Raw genomic sequence first — 15,051 nt, forward strand, 5'->3', positions numbered from 1 at the left:
AAACAGTAGAAAAGTGTTACATTAAAATTAGCGATAATGGTGTTTTATATGTGTCTCATATGGCTAGGTCAGTTCATAGTTTCTCCGCTTTTTTATTCGGTTTAGTTGAGCAATTCCTTGTACGCTTCCACATCATTAAATTCCGTTGAAAAATATGAAGGTATGGCACTTATATTGATTACTTGGATTGGCTTCCCATTATTAAGTTTCTCGATAACTACGTCAAAAGCATTTTCATTACTAAGTGTCAGTTCAATATTTTGTACATCACCATTTAACTGATATACATTATCTTTTTTTAATTGATAGGTCCCTTTATTAACTTGTCTATTATCAATAAACTCAATAAAACTTTTTTCCTCTGGATGAAAACTTAATTGGACGATATATCCTTCTACCCTCTCACTTTCATAAAATCCTCTTAAACTAGGTTGAGGGTCATGTTTGAACATTACCAAAATGAAAATTAATACGAAAAAAAGTAAAATAAAAACCTTTTTCACTCATCTCCTCCTCGCATACGACATGATCACTTATCATAGCTTACTTTTTTGCTCATGGGTAAATGTTAAATTTTGAGTTGGGTAGTTATTGTATGGGCCTCTTGAAATTTTATTAAACTAATTATAGCATGTATTTTAGATTTTGTGGAAAAAAATGTTTTAAAGTGTTGGTATCGTGTATTTTATAATATATAAGGTTACACATAAAAAAAGGTGCCCTAAAGACACCTTCACAAAATAATTTTATCATTATGTTGTTGAAAAATAAGGATGGCGAGTATTAACTTCTAATAATCTAATTGACGCAAATAAAGCAAGAGCTCATTGTCTTTCCAGTTTTTTAATACATAGTTGCGAATTCTACTATCAATTTTCTTTTGCTTTTTACTTCCTTTACTAAAGAAATTGAGAATAGCAAAAATAATTGATCCGCCAATTGTTGCACCACCACCTGATCCCAATTGTAATCCCATAAGTTCATTTTCAGTAAATGGTAGCTCTGTATTATTCAAAAATTCTTCTTTATAGCCCTTTTTAATAACGATATGAGATTCCTTATTATTAAAGGCAGAAAGCAGTTCTTCGGCATTATTAACTTCAATATATTCCTTACTATCTTTCCATTCCATCCAATATCATCTCCTTTAATTAGATAAAACAATAGCTTTTATTTAAAACCTCTAATTTATTATGTATTACGAATGACAAAGAAATAAGTTTCATTTTTTGCATATTTGTTGTGACTTGACCTATTTGCTTATGCCTAACGCAACGAGAGGGGAATTGTTGCTGTTTTGAATGAACTACAACAGTATGTGATGGACATGTTAAACAAATGAGGTTTGATGCTCGTTTTAAAAAATGCGACAGTTATTACTAGGTCGATATTCTATTATAAAGTACTCATTTACATATCATTTGGATAGAAATGTACTACGCATTTTTCTTACGCTACGCTTAATCTTAGATCACATGAGAATAAAACTATTGACTTCTTTCTTATCGATGGATACTATTATATTAACAACTTCATATTCCTAAAGGGGAGTAGCTTTAACAGTAAAGTCGTCATTTCGGAGTTCTCATGCTCTCGGCTTTTCTGGCGATACTAGATTGTTAGCAAGACCTTTATCGTACACCTGGTAAAGGGATATTCTCATTTAAATATTCAAAACCTTTGCCAAAACGGTAAAGGTTTTTTATGTTTTACAAAAAAAACACGTTTAACTGCTACCGATCATTTTTTTAAAGCAACAACGATTGGAGGAATTTTAATGACATATATTTTATTAATTGTTGGATTTATATTACTAATTAAGGGGGCAGACTTTTTTGTTGACGGTGCTTCTAAGATTGCTACTGCTTTACGAGTATCACCGCTTATCATTGGGCTAACGATTGTCGCTTTTGGAACAAGTGCGCCAGAAGCAACAGTAAGTATTGTCGCAGCATTAGAAGGCAGTGCTGGAGTTACGATTGGAAATGTCGTTGGTAGTAATATATTTAACATCACCTTAGTGGTTGGGATAGGTGCGCTTATTTTACCAATGACAGTTGAAAGTGAGACAATTAGAAAGGAAATTCCCTTTACACTCTTAGCTGGTGTCGTCGTTCTTATTATGGTAAGTGACATTAGTCTACAACAATCAACAAGTGCTTTCATTAGTAGAGGCGATGGATTTATTCTGTTATTATTCTTTGCGATCTTCTTATATTACATTTTTGAAGTTGCTAGAAGTAGTAATACTAAATTAGAAACAGTAGCACAAGAAAAGCCTCCATTAGGAAAAAATATAATTCTTGCAGTTATCGGGCTAGCAGCTATTGTGCTCGGTGGTGAATTAGTGGTAAGCAATGCTTCCAAAATTGCTCTTTCTTTTGGTATGAGTGAAACACTTGTTGGACTGACGATTGTTGCGGTAGGTACATCACTACCTGAATTAATTACTACTATTACAGCTGCCCTTAAGAAAGAAACCGATATTGCCCTAGGGAATATCGTTGGAAGTAATATTTTCAATTTATTTCTCGTGTTAGGATTAACATCAATCATCTCTCCACTCACTGTTGATAATACGATATTCTTTGACATCATGTTTATGAATATTCTAACTTTAATTTTACTTATTTTTTCAAGAACGAGTTATAAAATTGGTAGATTAGAAGGAGGCTGGCTAACTTCTTTATACGTGCTTTACATGGTTTTTATTCTATTAAGAAGCTAACCTCTCTGGCAAATGTGGTGGAGTGATTTTTACTCCATCATCTCTTATATTAATTGTTATTATAAATATTTATGGCCGAAAACTAAATTGTAATGAACACTCGAGTTTCCTTCTGGGGTACGAGTGTACGATAAGTAAGTTTTATTAAACACCCTTGCCTTATTCTGCGCTGTGAGTGTTTGTTATATCCATTTTTTCGAACACTATCGGACTAATCCCTGCTCTGAGTGTTCGATATATACCTTTTTTCGAACACTCTCGGACTAATCCCTGCTCTGAGTGTTCGATATATACCTTTTTTCGAACACTCTCGGACTAACCCCTGCTCTGAGTGTTCGATATATACCTTTTTTCGAACACTATCGGACTAATCCCTGCTCTGAGTGTTCGATATATCTGTTTATTTGAACACTTTGACCCTACTCTGTGCCGTGAGTGTTCGATATATCCCGTTTACGAACAGCTTAGCCTTATCATTCGATTCGAACATCAATTAAATCCAATTTAACAAACACTTCAACATCATTTTTTATCAAATACAAAAAACGTTAAACAGTTTATTTAGCTGTCTAACGCTTTTTCTATATGAAACGATATTTAATTATTTTTATAGCTTTTCCTTCATATCTCCCGCTTCTGTTAATTGCTTCGCCGTCTGGTATAAAATTTCTACTGCATTTGCAATATCAGCTGCATCTGACCACTCTTCCGGACAATGACTCAAACCAGCTTTACTTGGGATAAATAGCATCCCGACCTCAGTAACATCAGTAAAGACCATCGCATCATGACCTGCCCCACTGTCTATCGAGCAGTATGGAATATCGCATTTACTACTGTGTTCTTTCAGCAATTGTTGAATCTTTTCACTAAGTGCTTTTGGTTTTACATATAATGTTTCTTCGACTTCAATTTCTATTCCATTCCCTTGATATAACGCAACGCATTGTTTCATCAGTTGAATCACATGCTGCACATTTTTTTCTTTACCTGAACGGATATCTACTGTAAAGACTACCTTATCAGGAATAACATTCGATCCGTTTGGAAAAACATTTAACTGTCCCGTTGTTACAACCGTTCCATTTCCTTCTGCAATCGCAAATTCAGGTAGCTCACTAATAATCTTAGCTGCAGTAATCAATGCATCGGATCGCTTATCCATCGGTGTTGTTCCTGCATGACCAGCTTGACCTTTTATGGTAATATAATACTCCGCTTGCCCAACAATAGATGCTACCACACCAATTGGTATATTCTTTTCTTCCAAGATCGGACCTTGCTCAATATGCATTTCGAGAAAAGCTTTCATCGTTTTAGAATCTCGTGCTTTAGGCAGTGAAGGATCTAACCCAATGTCTTGCATTGCTTCTTTTGTTGATACGCCATTTTTATCTTTTAACTGACTGAATTCAGCCTCACTTAATTCTCCTGTGATGCCTCGTGATCCCATTAATCCACCACCAAAACGAGCACCTTCTTCTTCAACTAATGCAATGATTTCCAATGGGTAAGTTGGTTTTATATTGGCCAGGTAAAATAAATTGGCCACCTCAAGCGCAGCGACCACTCCTGCCGTTCCGTCATATGCACCACCATTCGGTACGGAATCAAAGTGTGAACCAACCATCACACTCGGAGCATCTGCAAGAGCCCCGTCTAATTTTCCAAAGATATTACCTAATCCATCCTCTTTAACAGTCAGACCTGATGCCTTCATTTGTTCTTTAATATAATGTCTAGCTTGTAAATCTTCCTTACTGTAGGTAAGACGTGTCGTCCCATTTCCAGGTGTTGCAGTGAACGTTGCTATCGTTTCAATATGCTTTTCAATTCTCTGTTTCAGTTGTTCCATGATGACATCTCCTTCTCTACAAGAACGTTACAAACCATTTTACTAGAATAATTATCAAAATGGTAATTGCAATAAACAGTTTGTCAATAATCCCCAATCCCATATAACTAAAAAAGATATAATTCCCATCTTGAAATGGAAATCATATCTTTTTTAACGTTTTATAGTGACCTCACTGAGGTACACCCTTTTTTAAACATGTCTTCTATTATTAGCTGTCTTATGTTTTCTTTTAATCTACTATCTGGACATAGAAATCATGATCGTGACAATTGAAAGACTAATGAACACTCCACCTACAATAGCATTTTGTTCGACCTGTGCTTGCTCAATGACAATGCTACCGATGAAAGAACCGAACGCAATTCCAAAATGCAAAGAAGAGTTATTTAAGCTTTGCTGAACATCAGCTGTCTCAGGAGCAGATTCAATTAAATAGCTTTGTAAAGCTGGCGTAATTGCCCAACTCATCATGCCCCAAATGATCATTATAACAATGAAAACCGGCCATACAGAAGTTGTTAATGGAAGAATAAAAATAGATAGAGAAAAAATAATTAATGTTATGGGCATAGTGCGTTTCGTTCCAAAACGATCAGATATGATCCCACCAACTCCTCCACCACTAACAGCTGCAATCCCAAATAGAAAATAAATCAGACTTAGCCAGCTACCACTAACCCCCATCGTTTCTTTTACAAATGGTGTGAAATACGCATAAAGGATTGTGTGACCAGTCATAAAAAGGAATGTGGTCGAATGTGCTAAAAGAACCTTACTTTCTTTCAATGAATTGATTTGTTCTTTAAGTGCTACTTGCGGCTTAGGTGGTATCTTATCCATGAAGAAGTAAACACCAACCATTGATAATAAAGTTAAAAAAACAATAAGCAAAAACGGTGCTCTCCAGTCAAATGTATTACCAAGTACTAAACCAATTGGAACACCCAACACAATCGATCCACTAATTCCCATTGATACAAAACCGATAGCACGTCCTCGATTTTTTTCACTTCCAATATTGGCAGCCATCGTTAAACATAGCATAATTAGTAACGATCCACTTGCCGCAGATAGCATACGTCCAATAAATAATATACTATAAACAGGGCTAAGTGCCACAATGAAGTTACTTAAAGAAAACAAAAATAAGAAAATGAGCATGAGAAGTTTACGTTCAAATTTTGCTGTAGCAATCATAAGTAGTGGAGCAGTAATTGCAAAAAAAAGTGAAAAAACAGAAATTAATAACCCAGCCTTACCAAGAGTGACATTCAAATCAGCTGCCACTAAATCTAGTATTCCTCCAATGATCAGCTCTACCATTCCAACTACAAAAGATACAATAGTTAGTAAATATACACGTTTGTCCATAAGATGACGCCTTTCTAATAAGTTTACAAAAAAATTTGAGCTTTCAATTGAAATGAAAAAGGCTCAAATATACCAACTACATTATCATTCAAAACATACAATAAATAGTTTTTACAAGTATAAACGCGCTGTCATCCCTTTATTTCAAAGAAATCAGAAGGGAATCAAGCGCGACTTATAACTAACAAAAATATTTTTTTACTAAAGGAGCTCACCAAACCTTATACTTATAATGAAAGAATTCCTCCCTCTTCCCTATCTTATTATAACAAATAGCTGGTTAGATTCTGTCATTATAGCATAAGCTACTATTCTTATTAATGAAGTTCTGGCCAGTAATCCTTATTCGCTTTTATTAAGTCATCAAGCAAGTCTTTTGCTACCGTTGCACTTGGTACCGTTTGTGACAATGTCAAAGCTTGCCATAACTTTTGGTAGGAATGCTCAATCCATGCTTCTACTACTAATTTTTCAACAGCTACCTGCTGCTCCATAAGCCCTTTTTGGAAGGTAGGAATTTCTCCAATTGCCAACGGCTCATAACCATCTTTACCGACAATACAAGGTATTTCAACCATAGCATCATCAGGGAAATTCTTAATAGCGCCTTTGTTTTCTACAATAATTAGCATGCGTTCTTGTGTATTAAACGCTAATGCCGTTGCTAAATCAACAATAAACTCTGCATGTATCCCAATTTCAAGACTAGTACCTTTAGAATGACCATTTTTTTCAATTTCAGAACAAGCTGAGAACACTTCTGTCTCTCTGCCATCAATAACTTCATTTGCTCGTGTATAGTTTGGATCTGTATGCTCTACCACATAATCCGGGTAGAGATAATATTTTAAATACGTGTTTGGAATAGTCGTAGGTTCGACAGCAACTAAATGCTTAGCAAATAAATTCGTCTCAAACCAACTATCTTTATTTGCCGTTGCCATTCCTTCTTCACCGTTAATGAAGCCATACTGCTTCATATGTTCAATTAACTCCGGAAGTAACTCTTTTCCAGATTTGTCTTTTATCGATGTATACCATCCGAAATGATTTAGACCGTAATAGCGAATATCTAAATCCTTACGAGAAGGAACACCAGCAATATCAGCAATGCCATGCTCCATTCCTATTGGCATATCACAAATATTAATAACCCGTGAATTTGGTCGTAATCTTCGAGTCGCTTCTGCCACAATAGAAGCTGGGTTAGAATAGTTTAGCATCCAACAATGTGGCGAATATTTTTCCATATAATCAATGTTTTCAATTACTCCACCAATAGAACGCATTCCATAAGCAATCCCACCTGGACCACATGTTTCCTGTCCTACACAACCGTATTTGATTGGGATTTTTTCATCCAATTCACGCATTGGTAATTGACCTACTCGTATGTGTGCTAAACAAAAATCCACATCCGTATATGCTTCTTCTGGATCTGTTGTCGCCACATATTCAATCGTAGGATCTTTCTCCTTAATCAAGATCTCACATGCTTTAGCAACCTTATTTTGCCTTGCTTCATCATTATCATAAAGCTTGATTTTTCGTAAAGGAAGGCGATCTAAGTTGTCCAATAGCATTAAAATAATTTCCGGAGTATACGTACTCCCCCCACCTGCAATAACGACCGATAATTTGTTCTTCATGCAACGTCCCCACTTTCATAAAATAATATCGCATAAGCTTATGTACTTTAGATGAAAAGGAAGTTCCGCTCACTTATATGTTGTCCTAGACTTAAAGTACCGGTGCTTGATTGCATCTTTAGCATATCAATAATCCTTCTCGCACTCAACTAAACTTTTTCCGCCTCCTTAGGAAATATACTAGCAATATAATACATTCTATTCCGCTATTGATATGGTTTCAATCCGAAACTGGATTAACCGGTGCATTTCAGTAGCTGGTATTGTAGAAGCTCCTTGTGTAAAAAGAAATGCCAATATCTACGTTGATATAGCTTTGGCTAATTTAAGAAGTAAAATCTCTTAGGATGAAGTCATTAGTATCATGTATTGAATCGGAAAACAATGACTTCAGCTTTACAAGAAACAGAAGCAAGCATGTTTGTAGATCTCCGACAGAACTCTTATTAAAAGAGGGTGCATTTGATTCATAGCTCGTTTCCTAAAATGTAAAATAGGCTGAACCTCTACTTAGAGATCCAGCCTACTTATTATTAAAACTGATCCGGACTATATACAAATGCGTTTGGTACAGCATTTTTAGGATCATAGGTTTCTAAAATTTTACCATAACGCTCACGGTAATTATTATCCACTTCCAATTCCGGGATGACTTTTGTCCCCTCTTCAAAGAAATGCTTCGACCCACGTCCCATTTCTTTTCCACGTCTCGTATGCTTATCCAGTGCTACGTCCATAATTTCTGGCTTTTGCCCCATTGCAAAGCCTTTAATAATAATATTTTTTAAGAAATCACTCGATCTGTCCTTCTTGCTTTCGCATAAAATACGGATCGCATGAATAAAGTACATCGGCTGATCGCCATCATTATAAGGGAAGTTTTTTCGCATTTCATTTAAGTTTTGCACATGAATAGCAGCATCCAAGTTACCAAAACCGATATCTTCTACAGAAATAGTTAACAATCTTCTCCACATTCTATCCAGTAATTGTGGGGAGCTAATATATAATTCATAAGCAAATGCACAAGCTTCCTCTACCATCGCTCTGCGGATAGATTTTTGCAATGATGAAATCACTTCATCTACTTGTAGATTATTTCTTGTTTTTGTTTCTGCCCATACGTTATAAGTTGAACTCATGTCTATTTATCTCCTTCATTATATAATATATTTCTCTCATAGCTTAGTCGTATTTTAACTTATTTTTGTTTGATGAATCTCCATTAATTCTTGCACTAATATTTTTATTGTTTCTGCATTCATCAGCTGATCTTCCGCATGAACGAGTAATAATGTTACTTGCGGCTCCAACTCAGTCATTTCATCAGTTAATACAGAGGCATGTACATGATGCGCCTCAGCAAATACATCGGATCCTTCTTGTATTTTTTTGTGTGCTTCTTCCACATTACCTTTTTTCGCATCTTCTAAAGCCATTAAATAATTCGATTTAGCAAGCCCTGCACAGGTAATAATTTTCATTGCTATTTCTGATAATCGTTCTACTTTGGACATATATTATGCTTTCCCTTTCTCATGAATTTCGAAAGCCTGTTTCAATGCCTCTTCACCATTCGCCATAGCATATGTCCGGGTTTCTACCACAGCAACTGGAATGCCTAATGTTGCTTTAATAGAATCAACAGCATACATAATTTGTGGGCCAACTAAACAAATATCCCATTTCCCTTTTTCTTCATTAATGGCATTATTTGATCTTGCTTCTACGACTACATCCAAATTTTGTGCAGCTGCAGACTTGTTCATTTTATCCACTAAAATCGAGCTGGACATCCCAGCATTACAAACTAATAATATCTTCATTTCGTTCACTCCTTCAAAATACTTGCATTTCTCACTCTATATAATGCTGTTAAAAAACGATGTCGATAAATCAAAAATTTTTCCTAAAAATACATCTTTTCCATTTGCATCAAGTAAACTTGTAATGGAATCTTGATCTAAAGCCAACTGCTGAATAAATTGAAATAGAGTACTCACATCATCATCCATTTTGTTTTCAATTGCTAGCAAAAATACCATTTTTATTTTTTCACCTTTATGGATGAGAGGATTCTTAAGTACCGTTACATAAACAGTTGTTTTATTCGCAAAAGAAGATAGCGGATGAGGAATCATAAAATGCTTCCCAATGGTAGTCGGATAATTTTCCTCTCGCTGAATAACATCCTTTACATAGCCTTCCAGATCATGAATCCGATCATGTTGTTTTAATTTCTGTGCCATGTTCATAATTAACTCTTCAAACGTCATTTGTTCTCCCTCATAAATGTCAACAAACTCTTTGCTGAACATTCGAGATATTAGCTTTTCATACCGATTACTATTTTTGATTTTGTGTATCTTATTGGTCAGTGAATAATAATCACTTCGCTCAGGGATTCGCTCAATAACATGACAAGGGATAGTCTGTTCGATATTTATAATATAAGTTGAGATAACGAAGTCTACTTGATGTTTTTCTAAGTATTTATCCAATGCAATCAATGGTAGACATGCAACTACCTCAATATGATTTCTGAAATTACTAGAGAGCCAATTTTGGATAATATCGTTAATTCCCATACTCGTATCACTAATAACGACTGTCTTCAAACGATTATTATTTTCTCTTAAAAAGATTTCAATATAAATCGCGACATAAGATATTTCATCGTCTACTAAATACTTCCCTTGGTAGCGATACACAATATGAACAATCAACATTGCAACCTCATACGCAAATGGATAACGCTTTTTTATATCATTAATAATTGGATTGGATAGTTCATAGTCCGTTTCTAAACGACGGAGCATATATTCAATATGCACTTTCAATTTTTCCATCGTTTCTACGCTTTCTTTTAAATCAATACTATATTTACTCAACACATCTCTACGAAACTCATTTAAAATTGTTAATGTTGTTATACTAATGTTCTCTTCTAACGAATCCGAACTTGTTGGGACTTTTAGTGACCAGAAAAACCGATTTAAACTCGTTTTATCTTTTTCTTTAATATCCACACCTGATTTGATTAGCTCCTCTAATAAAGAACTTACATTTCTATTAATAAAGGATTGTACATCAGATTGTACGATAAAGCCACATCTATTCCTTAAAGCAGTGAGATAGGTAGCTCCAACCATCATTTCAAACGACTTATCATCAACAACGAGTTTCTGGGAGGCTAAATAGTTTTTCATCTTAATTTTGAGCAAGTCAAGCTCTTTTTGATCAAAGTAACCATTTACCAACAAACTAACATCTGTTAAGTAATCGGCTTTATCAGATAAAATGAGTTCCTTTAATATTTTGAATAGCAAATATCTGATTTCTTCCTCCGATGCATCAAAATAGATTTGATTATGCTGTATATCAATCGGATGGATTTTATACTTTGTTTCCAAGAGCTGTTTTATTTTACTTATATCTTTAAATATCGTTTGTTCGGATACATAAAGTTCATCTGCTAAATCAAAGCAATCTTGTTCAGTTTGGAACAGCACCTTTCCTAAAATGACGTACAAGCGCTGTTCCTGATTTTGAAAACCTTGATACTGTGCGTTGTTAATAGGATTCATAAAAGCGATAAACGACGGTACGTATTCAGATAAAAGATAATAACCTTTTGTATTCGAAGATAGAATTCGAAACGATTCATTGCTTAACATCTTATTAATGGAGGCAATATCGTTCCTTACGGTTCTTGTAGACACATTTGTTTTATCAGCTAATTTAGCACCGAAAATCCCATTCGGATTTTTGATGATTTGCTCAATTATCTCTTTTTGTCGTTCCGTAAACATCGATATCACCTACCTCTAAGCTTTGTTATTTTCATCTATGCTGTTCTGTATAATTATTTTTATTTACCATAGAGCTCTCTACCAATGTATTAAATCAAAACTTAAGCTGTTTTTTCATTTTCTTTTTTAATTTCATTGGCTTCCATTGCTTTAAAGAATGGGAAGTAAATGAGTGTCATCAGAATTAAACTAATGAATACAAATACAACTGCTCGCCAATCCAATGTCATAAGAAACGCCCCTACGCCAGGTGGTAAGAATCCTGGTGGGTTCGCAATTGGCATCCCCATTAAACCTGATGTCATTCCAAAATAAGTTAATGCTGTAACAATTAACGGACCGAAAACAAATGGAATAAACATAAATGGATTTAATAAAATTGGTGCACCGAAGATAAGTGGCTCATTAATTCCAAATAACGAAGGAATAATTGACACTTTTCCAATCGCATTTAAGTTTTTTGCTCTTGATCGCATCATAAGTAAAACAAGTCCAAGTGTTAACCCTGATCCGGATACCTGTAATATGTTATAGTATAACCCAAATGTAAAGATATGCGATACTTCAGCTCCAGCTGCATAGTTAGCAATATTTTCCGCTTGGTATGTGATTGCAAACGGTGCCCAAACAGCAGAAGTAATCGCTGGTCCGTGTAAACCAAAAAACCATAGAAATTGCGTTAAGAAAATAACAATTAATAAAGACGGTAAACTATCCATCGAACTAATCGCTGGTGCTAACACATTCATAATAACTTGTGGAAATGCAATACCACCTAAACTCATTGATAGAACAGCAATCGTCGTTCCAATCAGAATATTAACGATCATTGGGAATAAGTTACTAAAACTGTCCCCTACCATTTGCGGTACGCTATCTGGTAGTCTGACAACCATCTTTTTCTTGAACATAAATCGAGTAACTTCAACCGTTAATATGGCAGATATAATACTAACAAAGAGTCCTTGCGCTCCTAGAAACGTCATATCCAATCCATTCTCTGTGATCACACCGCTCAGAATTACATGCGTTATTACAGCGGTAATTCCATACTGTGGAGAATTCATCTCATATTTCTTAGCCAAGGAATCAGCAATAAAGTATGCTGCATAAATCGATAACAATCCATTGGTGAATTTATCTGGATACGTTAGTTTTTCAATATGATTGGCTAGAAACTCATGAATAGGTCCGCTGTGGAAAACGTTCATAAATGCAATAGGTAAAATAAAAAACGAACCTATAATGATAATTGGAACAATGGCAATCATTCCGTCTTTTATTGCTTGTAAATGCTTTTGTTGTTCCACTTTATTCGCAATTGGCATCAAAAATTTCATTAAAGTGGACTGAAGTTTTGAGTTGTTCATAGTGCCCTCCTGTTTGTAAAGTATTTTTGTTCCTTATTACAGCTTAACTATAATTGAAAACGCTTTTAATCAGCAAATAAACATTTTCCGTCACGTTAGGAAACAGTTTGACAAGTTACCTAAAAAAAGCAGCAAAAAGAAGAACTATTTTCTAATTTATCGCCTTATAACTTAATTATACATTTTCATGGTAAATGACGGATTACTTAACGTAAGGCTTAATACTTTCATATAGTGAATCAAGTAAAGTAGAAAAAGGGGATAAAATAGATAACTTATAAGTAGAGCAGATTCATTAAAATGGTAATCTTCACGATTTTTCAAGAGGAAAAATGCGTTTGAATATAAGCGTTAAATAGCTTACAACTATTATTTAATTATGAGGTAATTTGATGGTGACATTCTTACTATTTATCCGACATAAAAAGCCTCCTTCAAGAATAATCTATAAAGATTACCCTATCCAGAGGCTGAGTTGCATACGTGTGTAGTATTTGATGCTTAGTTTTATTTATTTTTAAACTCAATGGCGGTAACATTATACTCTTTTGACTAACTTGAAACCGTTAGCCCCTACTTATTGATTAAAATCTAAACTACGATACCATCTACTAGCCGAGGCAACCTCTGTCGATGTTAGTTGATGCCCACTATCTTCCCAATGCATTTCAACATTTACATTTGCATTTTCCAATAGAGATTGCAATTCGATAGATTCATCCGATGAACAAATAGGATCATTCTTTCCAGCTGCAATAAATACAGCTTTTCCTGTTAATTCTGGTAGTTTTATACCTCTTCTCGGAACCATTGGGTGATGAAGAATAGCTCCCTTTAATGCGTGCTGATAATGAAATAACAAGCTTGCTGCAATATTTGCTCCATTCGAGTAGCCAATTGCAATGATATTATCTCTATCAAAACCATACTCTTGAGCAGCGTTATCAAGAAATTGATTCAACTCTTTGGTGCGGTATATTAAATCTTCTTCATCAAATACGCCTTCTGCTAACCGTTTAAAGAAACGAGGCATACCATTTTCAGAAATGTTTCCACGAACACTTAAAACAGATGCTTGATCATCTACTGTTTCAGCAAGTGGTAACAAATCTAATTCATTCCCACCAGTTCCGTGTAATAGTAGTAACGTTGGTTTCTTTGGATCTTTCCCTTTGTTAAAGACATGCTTCATTTTTTTTCCTCCTCTAGATGTAATAAGTATAGGTGTTTTAAAATTTGACTTTTCCTTTTGACCTTCTATAAAAAACTAATCAAGTTCTTTTATTTTTATCGGTATCAATCTTTCCTCTAATTGTTCTCTGTATTGTTCATAGCGAATAGGTAACTTCAACTGTTCTCCCAATGTTTCACGCGATTCATCAATCGTAAATCCAGGAGGGTCTGTTGCAATTTCAAATAAGATTTCCCCGTGTTCTCTAAAATAAACAGAATTAAAATAGTTTCTATCTTGCACAGGTGTCACACCATAGCCATGTTCTGTAACATACTTTTGCCAATCTAACTGATCCTTGTCATCAATCGCTCTCCACGCAATATGGTGAACCGTACCTGCGCCCATCATTCCATTGCCTGAAGAAGTTAGTTTTAAATCAACTACATTCCCAATGTCGCTAGAAGATTGATAACGTACTAGATCTCCTTCTTCTGCTACTTTTTCAAATCCCAAAACATTTTTGAGTAAGTCCGCCGTTTTTTCTGGTTGTTTGGATAAAAGTGTCGCTCCACCAAATCCTTTAATTGCATAATCAGGGGTTACTTCACCAAACGTCCAGTTATTTTTTTCTCCTTCTTCGCGTTCAACTATTTCTAAATGAAGGCCATGAGGATCATCAAACGCCAAGTAATCCTCACCGAAGCGGTTCATTTTGGTATAAGCTACATTAAATTTCGTTAATCGATTTTCCCAAAATGTTAATGCCCCTTTTGGAATGACGTAAGAGGTAACGCCAACCTGACCATCTCCAACTACACCTTGACGAGCACCTTCCCAAGGAAAAAAAGTAATAATTGTTCCTGGTTTACCACCTTCATCACCAAAATAGAGATGATATGTACCTGGGTCATCAAAATTAACCGTCTTTTTCACTAAACGTAATCCTAGAACGCCAGCATAAAAATCTACATTCTCTTGTGGATGTCCTACAATTGCAGTAATGTGGTGTATCCCACTTGTTTTTTTCATCATTTCGCTTCACTCCTAGTACATATAATAAAAATTAGTGTTAATCATTCTTTTGTTACC

The 15,051-nt window shown here is 35.0% G+C and carries 13 protein-coding genes; 1 reads left to right on the forward strand and 12 read right to left on the reverse strand.

Annotated features, from left to right (window positions below):
- Positions 1-101 precede the first annotated feature (101 nt).
- Positions 102-503 (reverse strand): hypothetical protein, encoded by a 402-nt coding sequence (locus ACH6CY_RS13715; protein WP_374067898.1) that lies wholly within the window; start codon positions 501-503, stop codon positions 102-104.
- Between the two features lie 287 nt (positions 504-790).
- The gene (locus ACH6CY_RS13720) at positions 791-1,132 is read right to left on the reverse strand and encodes a hypothetical protein (RefSeq protein ID WP_374067899.1); all 342 of its coding nucleotides are present in this window, start codon (positions 1,130-1,132) and stop codon (positions 791-793) included.
- A 645-nt stretch (positions 1,133-1,777) separates the two neighbouring features.
- On the opposite strand from ACH6CY_RS13720, the gene ACH6CY_RS13725 reads away from it, so the two are divergent.
- Complete coding sequence (locus tag ACH6CY_RS13725) at positions 1,778-2,728, forward strand: calcium/sodium antiporter (RefSeq protein ID WP_374067900.1); 951 nt, start codon at positions 1,778-1,780, stop codon at positions 2,726-2,728.
- Positions 2,729-3,335: 607 nt separating this feature from the next.
- Here ACH6CY_RS13725 and ACH6CY_RS13730 read toward each other — a convergent pair.
- The 10 genes from ACH6CY_RS13730 to ACH6CY_RS13775 form a co-directional block, all read right to left on the reverse strand.
- The gene (locus tag ACH6CY_RS13730) at positions 3,336-4,583 is read right to left on the reverse strand and encodes a Zn-dependent hydrolase (protein ID WP_374067901.1); all 1,248 of its coding nucleotides are present in this window, start codon (positions 4,581-4,583) and stop codon (positions 3,336-3,338) included.
- A gap of 240 nt (positions 4,584-4,823) precedes the next feature.
- Positions 4,824-5,957 carry an MFS transporter gene (locus ACH6CY_RS13735; RefSeq protein ID WP_374067902.1) on the reverse strand — a complete coding sequence of 378 codons (1,134 nt, stop codon included), beginning with the start codon at positions 5,955-5,957 and terminating at the stop codon, positions 4,824-4,826.
- Positions 5,958-6,274: 317 nt separating this feature from the next.
- Positions 6,275-7,606, reverse strand: a complete 1,332-nt coding sequence (locus tag ACH6CY_RS13740; protein ID WP_374067903.1) for a 6-phospho-alpha-glucosidase — start codon at positions 7,604-7,606, stop codon at positions 6,275-6,277.
- A gap of 533 nt (positions 7,607-8,139) precedes the next feature.
- On the reverse strand, positions 8,140-8,748 hold the full coding sequence (locus tag ACH6CY_RS13745; protein WP_374067904.1) for a hypothetical protein: 609 nt from the start codon (positions 8,746-8,748) through the stop codon (positions 8,140-8,142).
- 54 nt (positions 8,749-8,802) lie between these two features.
- Positions 8,803-9,123 (reverse strand): PTS sugar transporter subunit IIA, encoded by a 321-nt coding sequence (locus ACH6CY_RS13750; RefSeq protein ID WP_374067905.1) that lies wholly within the window; start codon positions 9,121-9,123, stop codon positions 8,803-8,805.
- A gap of 3 nt (positions 9,124-9,126) precedes the next feature.
- Positions 9,127-9,432: a PTS sugar transporter subunit IIB gene (locus tag ACH6CY_RS13755; protein WP_374067906.1), complete on the reverse strand. Its 306-nt coding sequence runs from the start codon at positions 9,430-9,432 to the stop codon at positions 9,127-9,129.
- A 36-nt stretch (positions 9,433-9,468) separates the two neighbouring features.
- A complete protein-coding gene (locus tag ACH6CY_RS13760) occupies positions 9,469-11,418 on the reverse strand; it encodes a BglG family transcription antiterminator (protein ID WP_374067907.1) in 1,950 nt (649 codons plus the stop codon).
- Positions 11,419-11,519: 101 nt separating this feature from the next.
- Positions 11,520-12,788: a PTS sugar transporter subunit IIC gene (locus ACH6CY_RS13765; protein ID WP_374067908.1), complete on the reverse strand. Its 1,269-nt coding sequence runs from the start codon at positions 12,786-12,788 to the stop codon at positions 11,520-11,522.
- A 577-nt stretch (positions 12,789-13,365) separates the two neighbouring features.
- Complete coding sequence (locus ACH6CY_RS13770) at positions 13,366-13,980, reverse strand: alpha/beta hydrolase (protein ID WP_374067909.1); 615 nt, start codon at positions 13,978-13,980, stop codon at positions 13,366-13,368.
- A 75-nt stretch (positions 13,981-14,055) separates the two neighbouring features.
- A complete protein-coding gene (locus ACH6CY_RS13775; protein WP_374067910.1) occupies positions 14,056-14,994 on the reverse strand; it encodes a ring-cleaving dioxygenase in 939 nt (312 codons plus the stop codon).
- Between the last annotated feature and the right edge of the window lie 57 nt (positions 14,995-15,051).

This window comes from Paraliobacillus sp. JSM ZJ581 (genome assembly GCF_044383835.1).
GTDB lineage: Bacteria > Bacillota > Bacilli > Bacillales > Amphibacillaceae > Paraliobacillus.

Coding starts and splice junctions, on each gene's coding strand:
- ACH6CY_RS13775 (WP_374067910.1), bottom strand. CDS start 14,994: ATGATGAAAAAAACAAGTGGGATACACCACATTACTGCAATTGTAGGA.
- ACH6CY_RS13750 (WP_374067905.1), bottom strand. CDS start 9,123: ATGTCCAAAGTAGAACGATTATCAGAAATAGCAATGAAAATTATTACC.
- ACH6CY_RS13745 (WP_374067904.1), bottom strand. CDS start 8,748: ATGAGTTCAACTTATAACGTATGGGCAGAAACAAAAACAAGAAATAAT.
- ACH6CY_RS13760 (WP_374067907.1), bottom strand. CDS start 11,418: ATGTTTACGGAACGACAAAAAGAGATAATTGAGCAAATCATCAAAAAT.
- ACH6CY_RS13720 (WP_374067899.1), bottom strand. CDS start 1,132: ATGGAATGGAAAGATAGTAAGGAATATATTGAAGTTAATAATGCCGAA.
- ACH6CY_RS13755 (WP_374067906.1), bottom strand. CDS start 9,432: ATGAAGATATTATTAGTTTGTAATGCTGGGATGTCCAGCTCGATTTTA.
- ACH6CY_RS13725 (WP_374067900.1), top strand. CDS start 1,778: ATGACATATATTTTATTAATTGTTGGATTTATATTACTAATTAAGGGG.
- ACH6CY_RS13765 (WP_374067908.1), bottom strand. CDS start 12,788: ATGAACAACTCAAAACTTCAGTCCACTTTAATGAAATTTTTGATGCCA.
- ACH6CY_RS13770 (WP_374067909.1), bottom strand. CDS start 13,980: ATGAAGCATGTCTTTAACAAAGGGAAAGATCCAAAGAAACCAACGTTA.
- ACH6CY_RS13735 (WP_374067902.1), bottom strand. CDS start 5,957: ATGGACAAACGTGTATATTTACTAACTATTGTATCTTTTGTAGTTGGA.
- ACH6CY_RS13730 (WP_374067901.1), bottom strand. CDS start 4,583: ATGGAACAACTGAAACAGAGAATTGAAAAGCATATTGAAACGATAGCA.
- ACH6CY_RS13740 (WP_374067903.1), bottom strand. CDS start 7,606: ATGAAGAACAAATTATCGGTCGTTATTGCAGGTGGGGGGAGTACGTAT.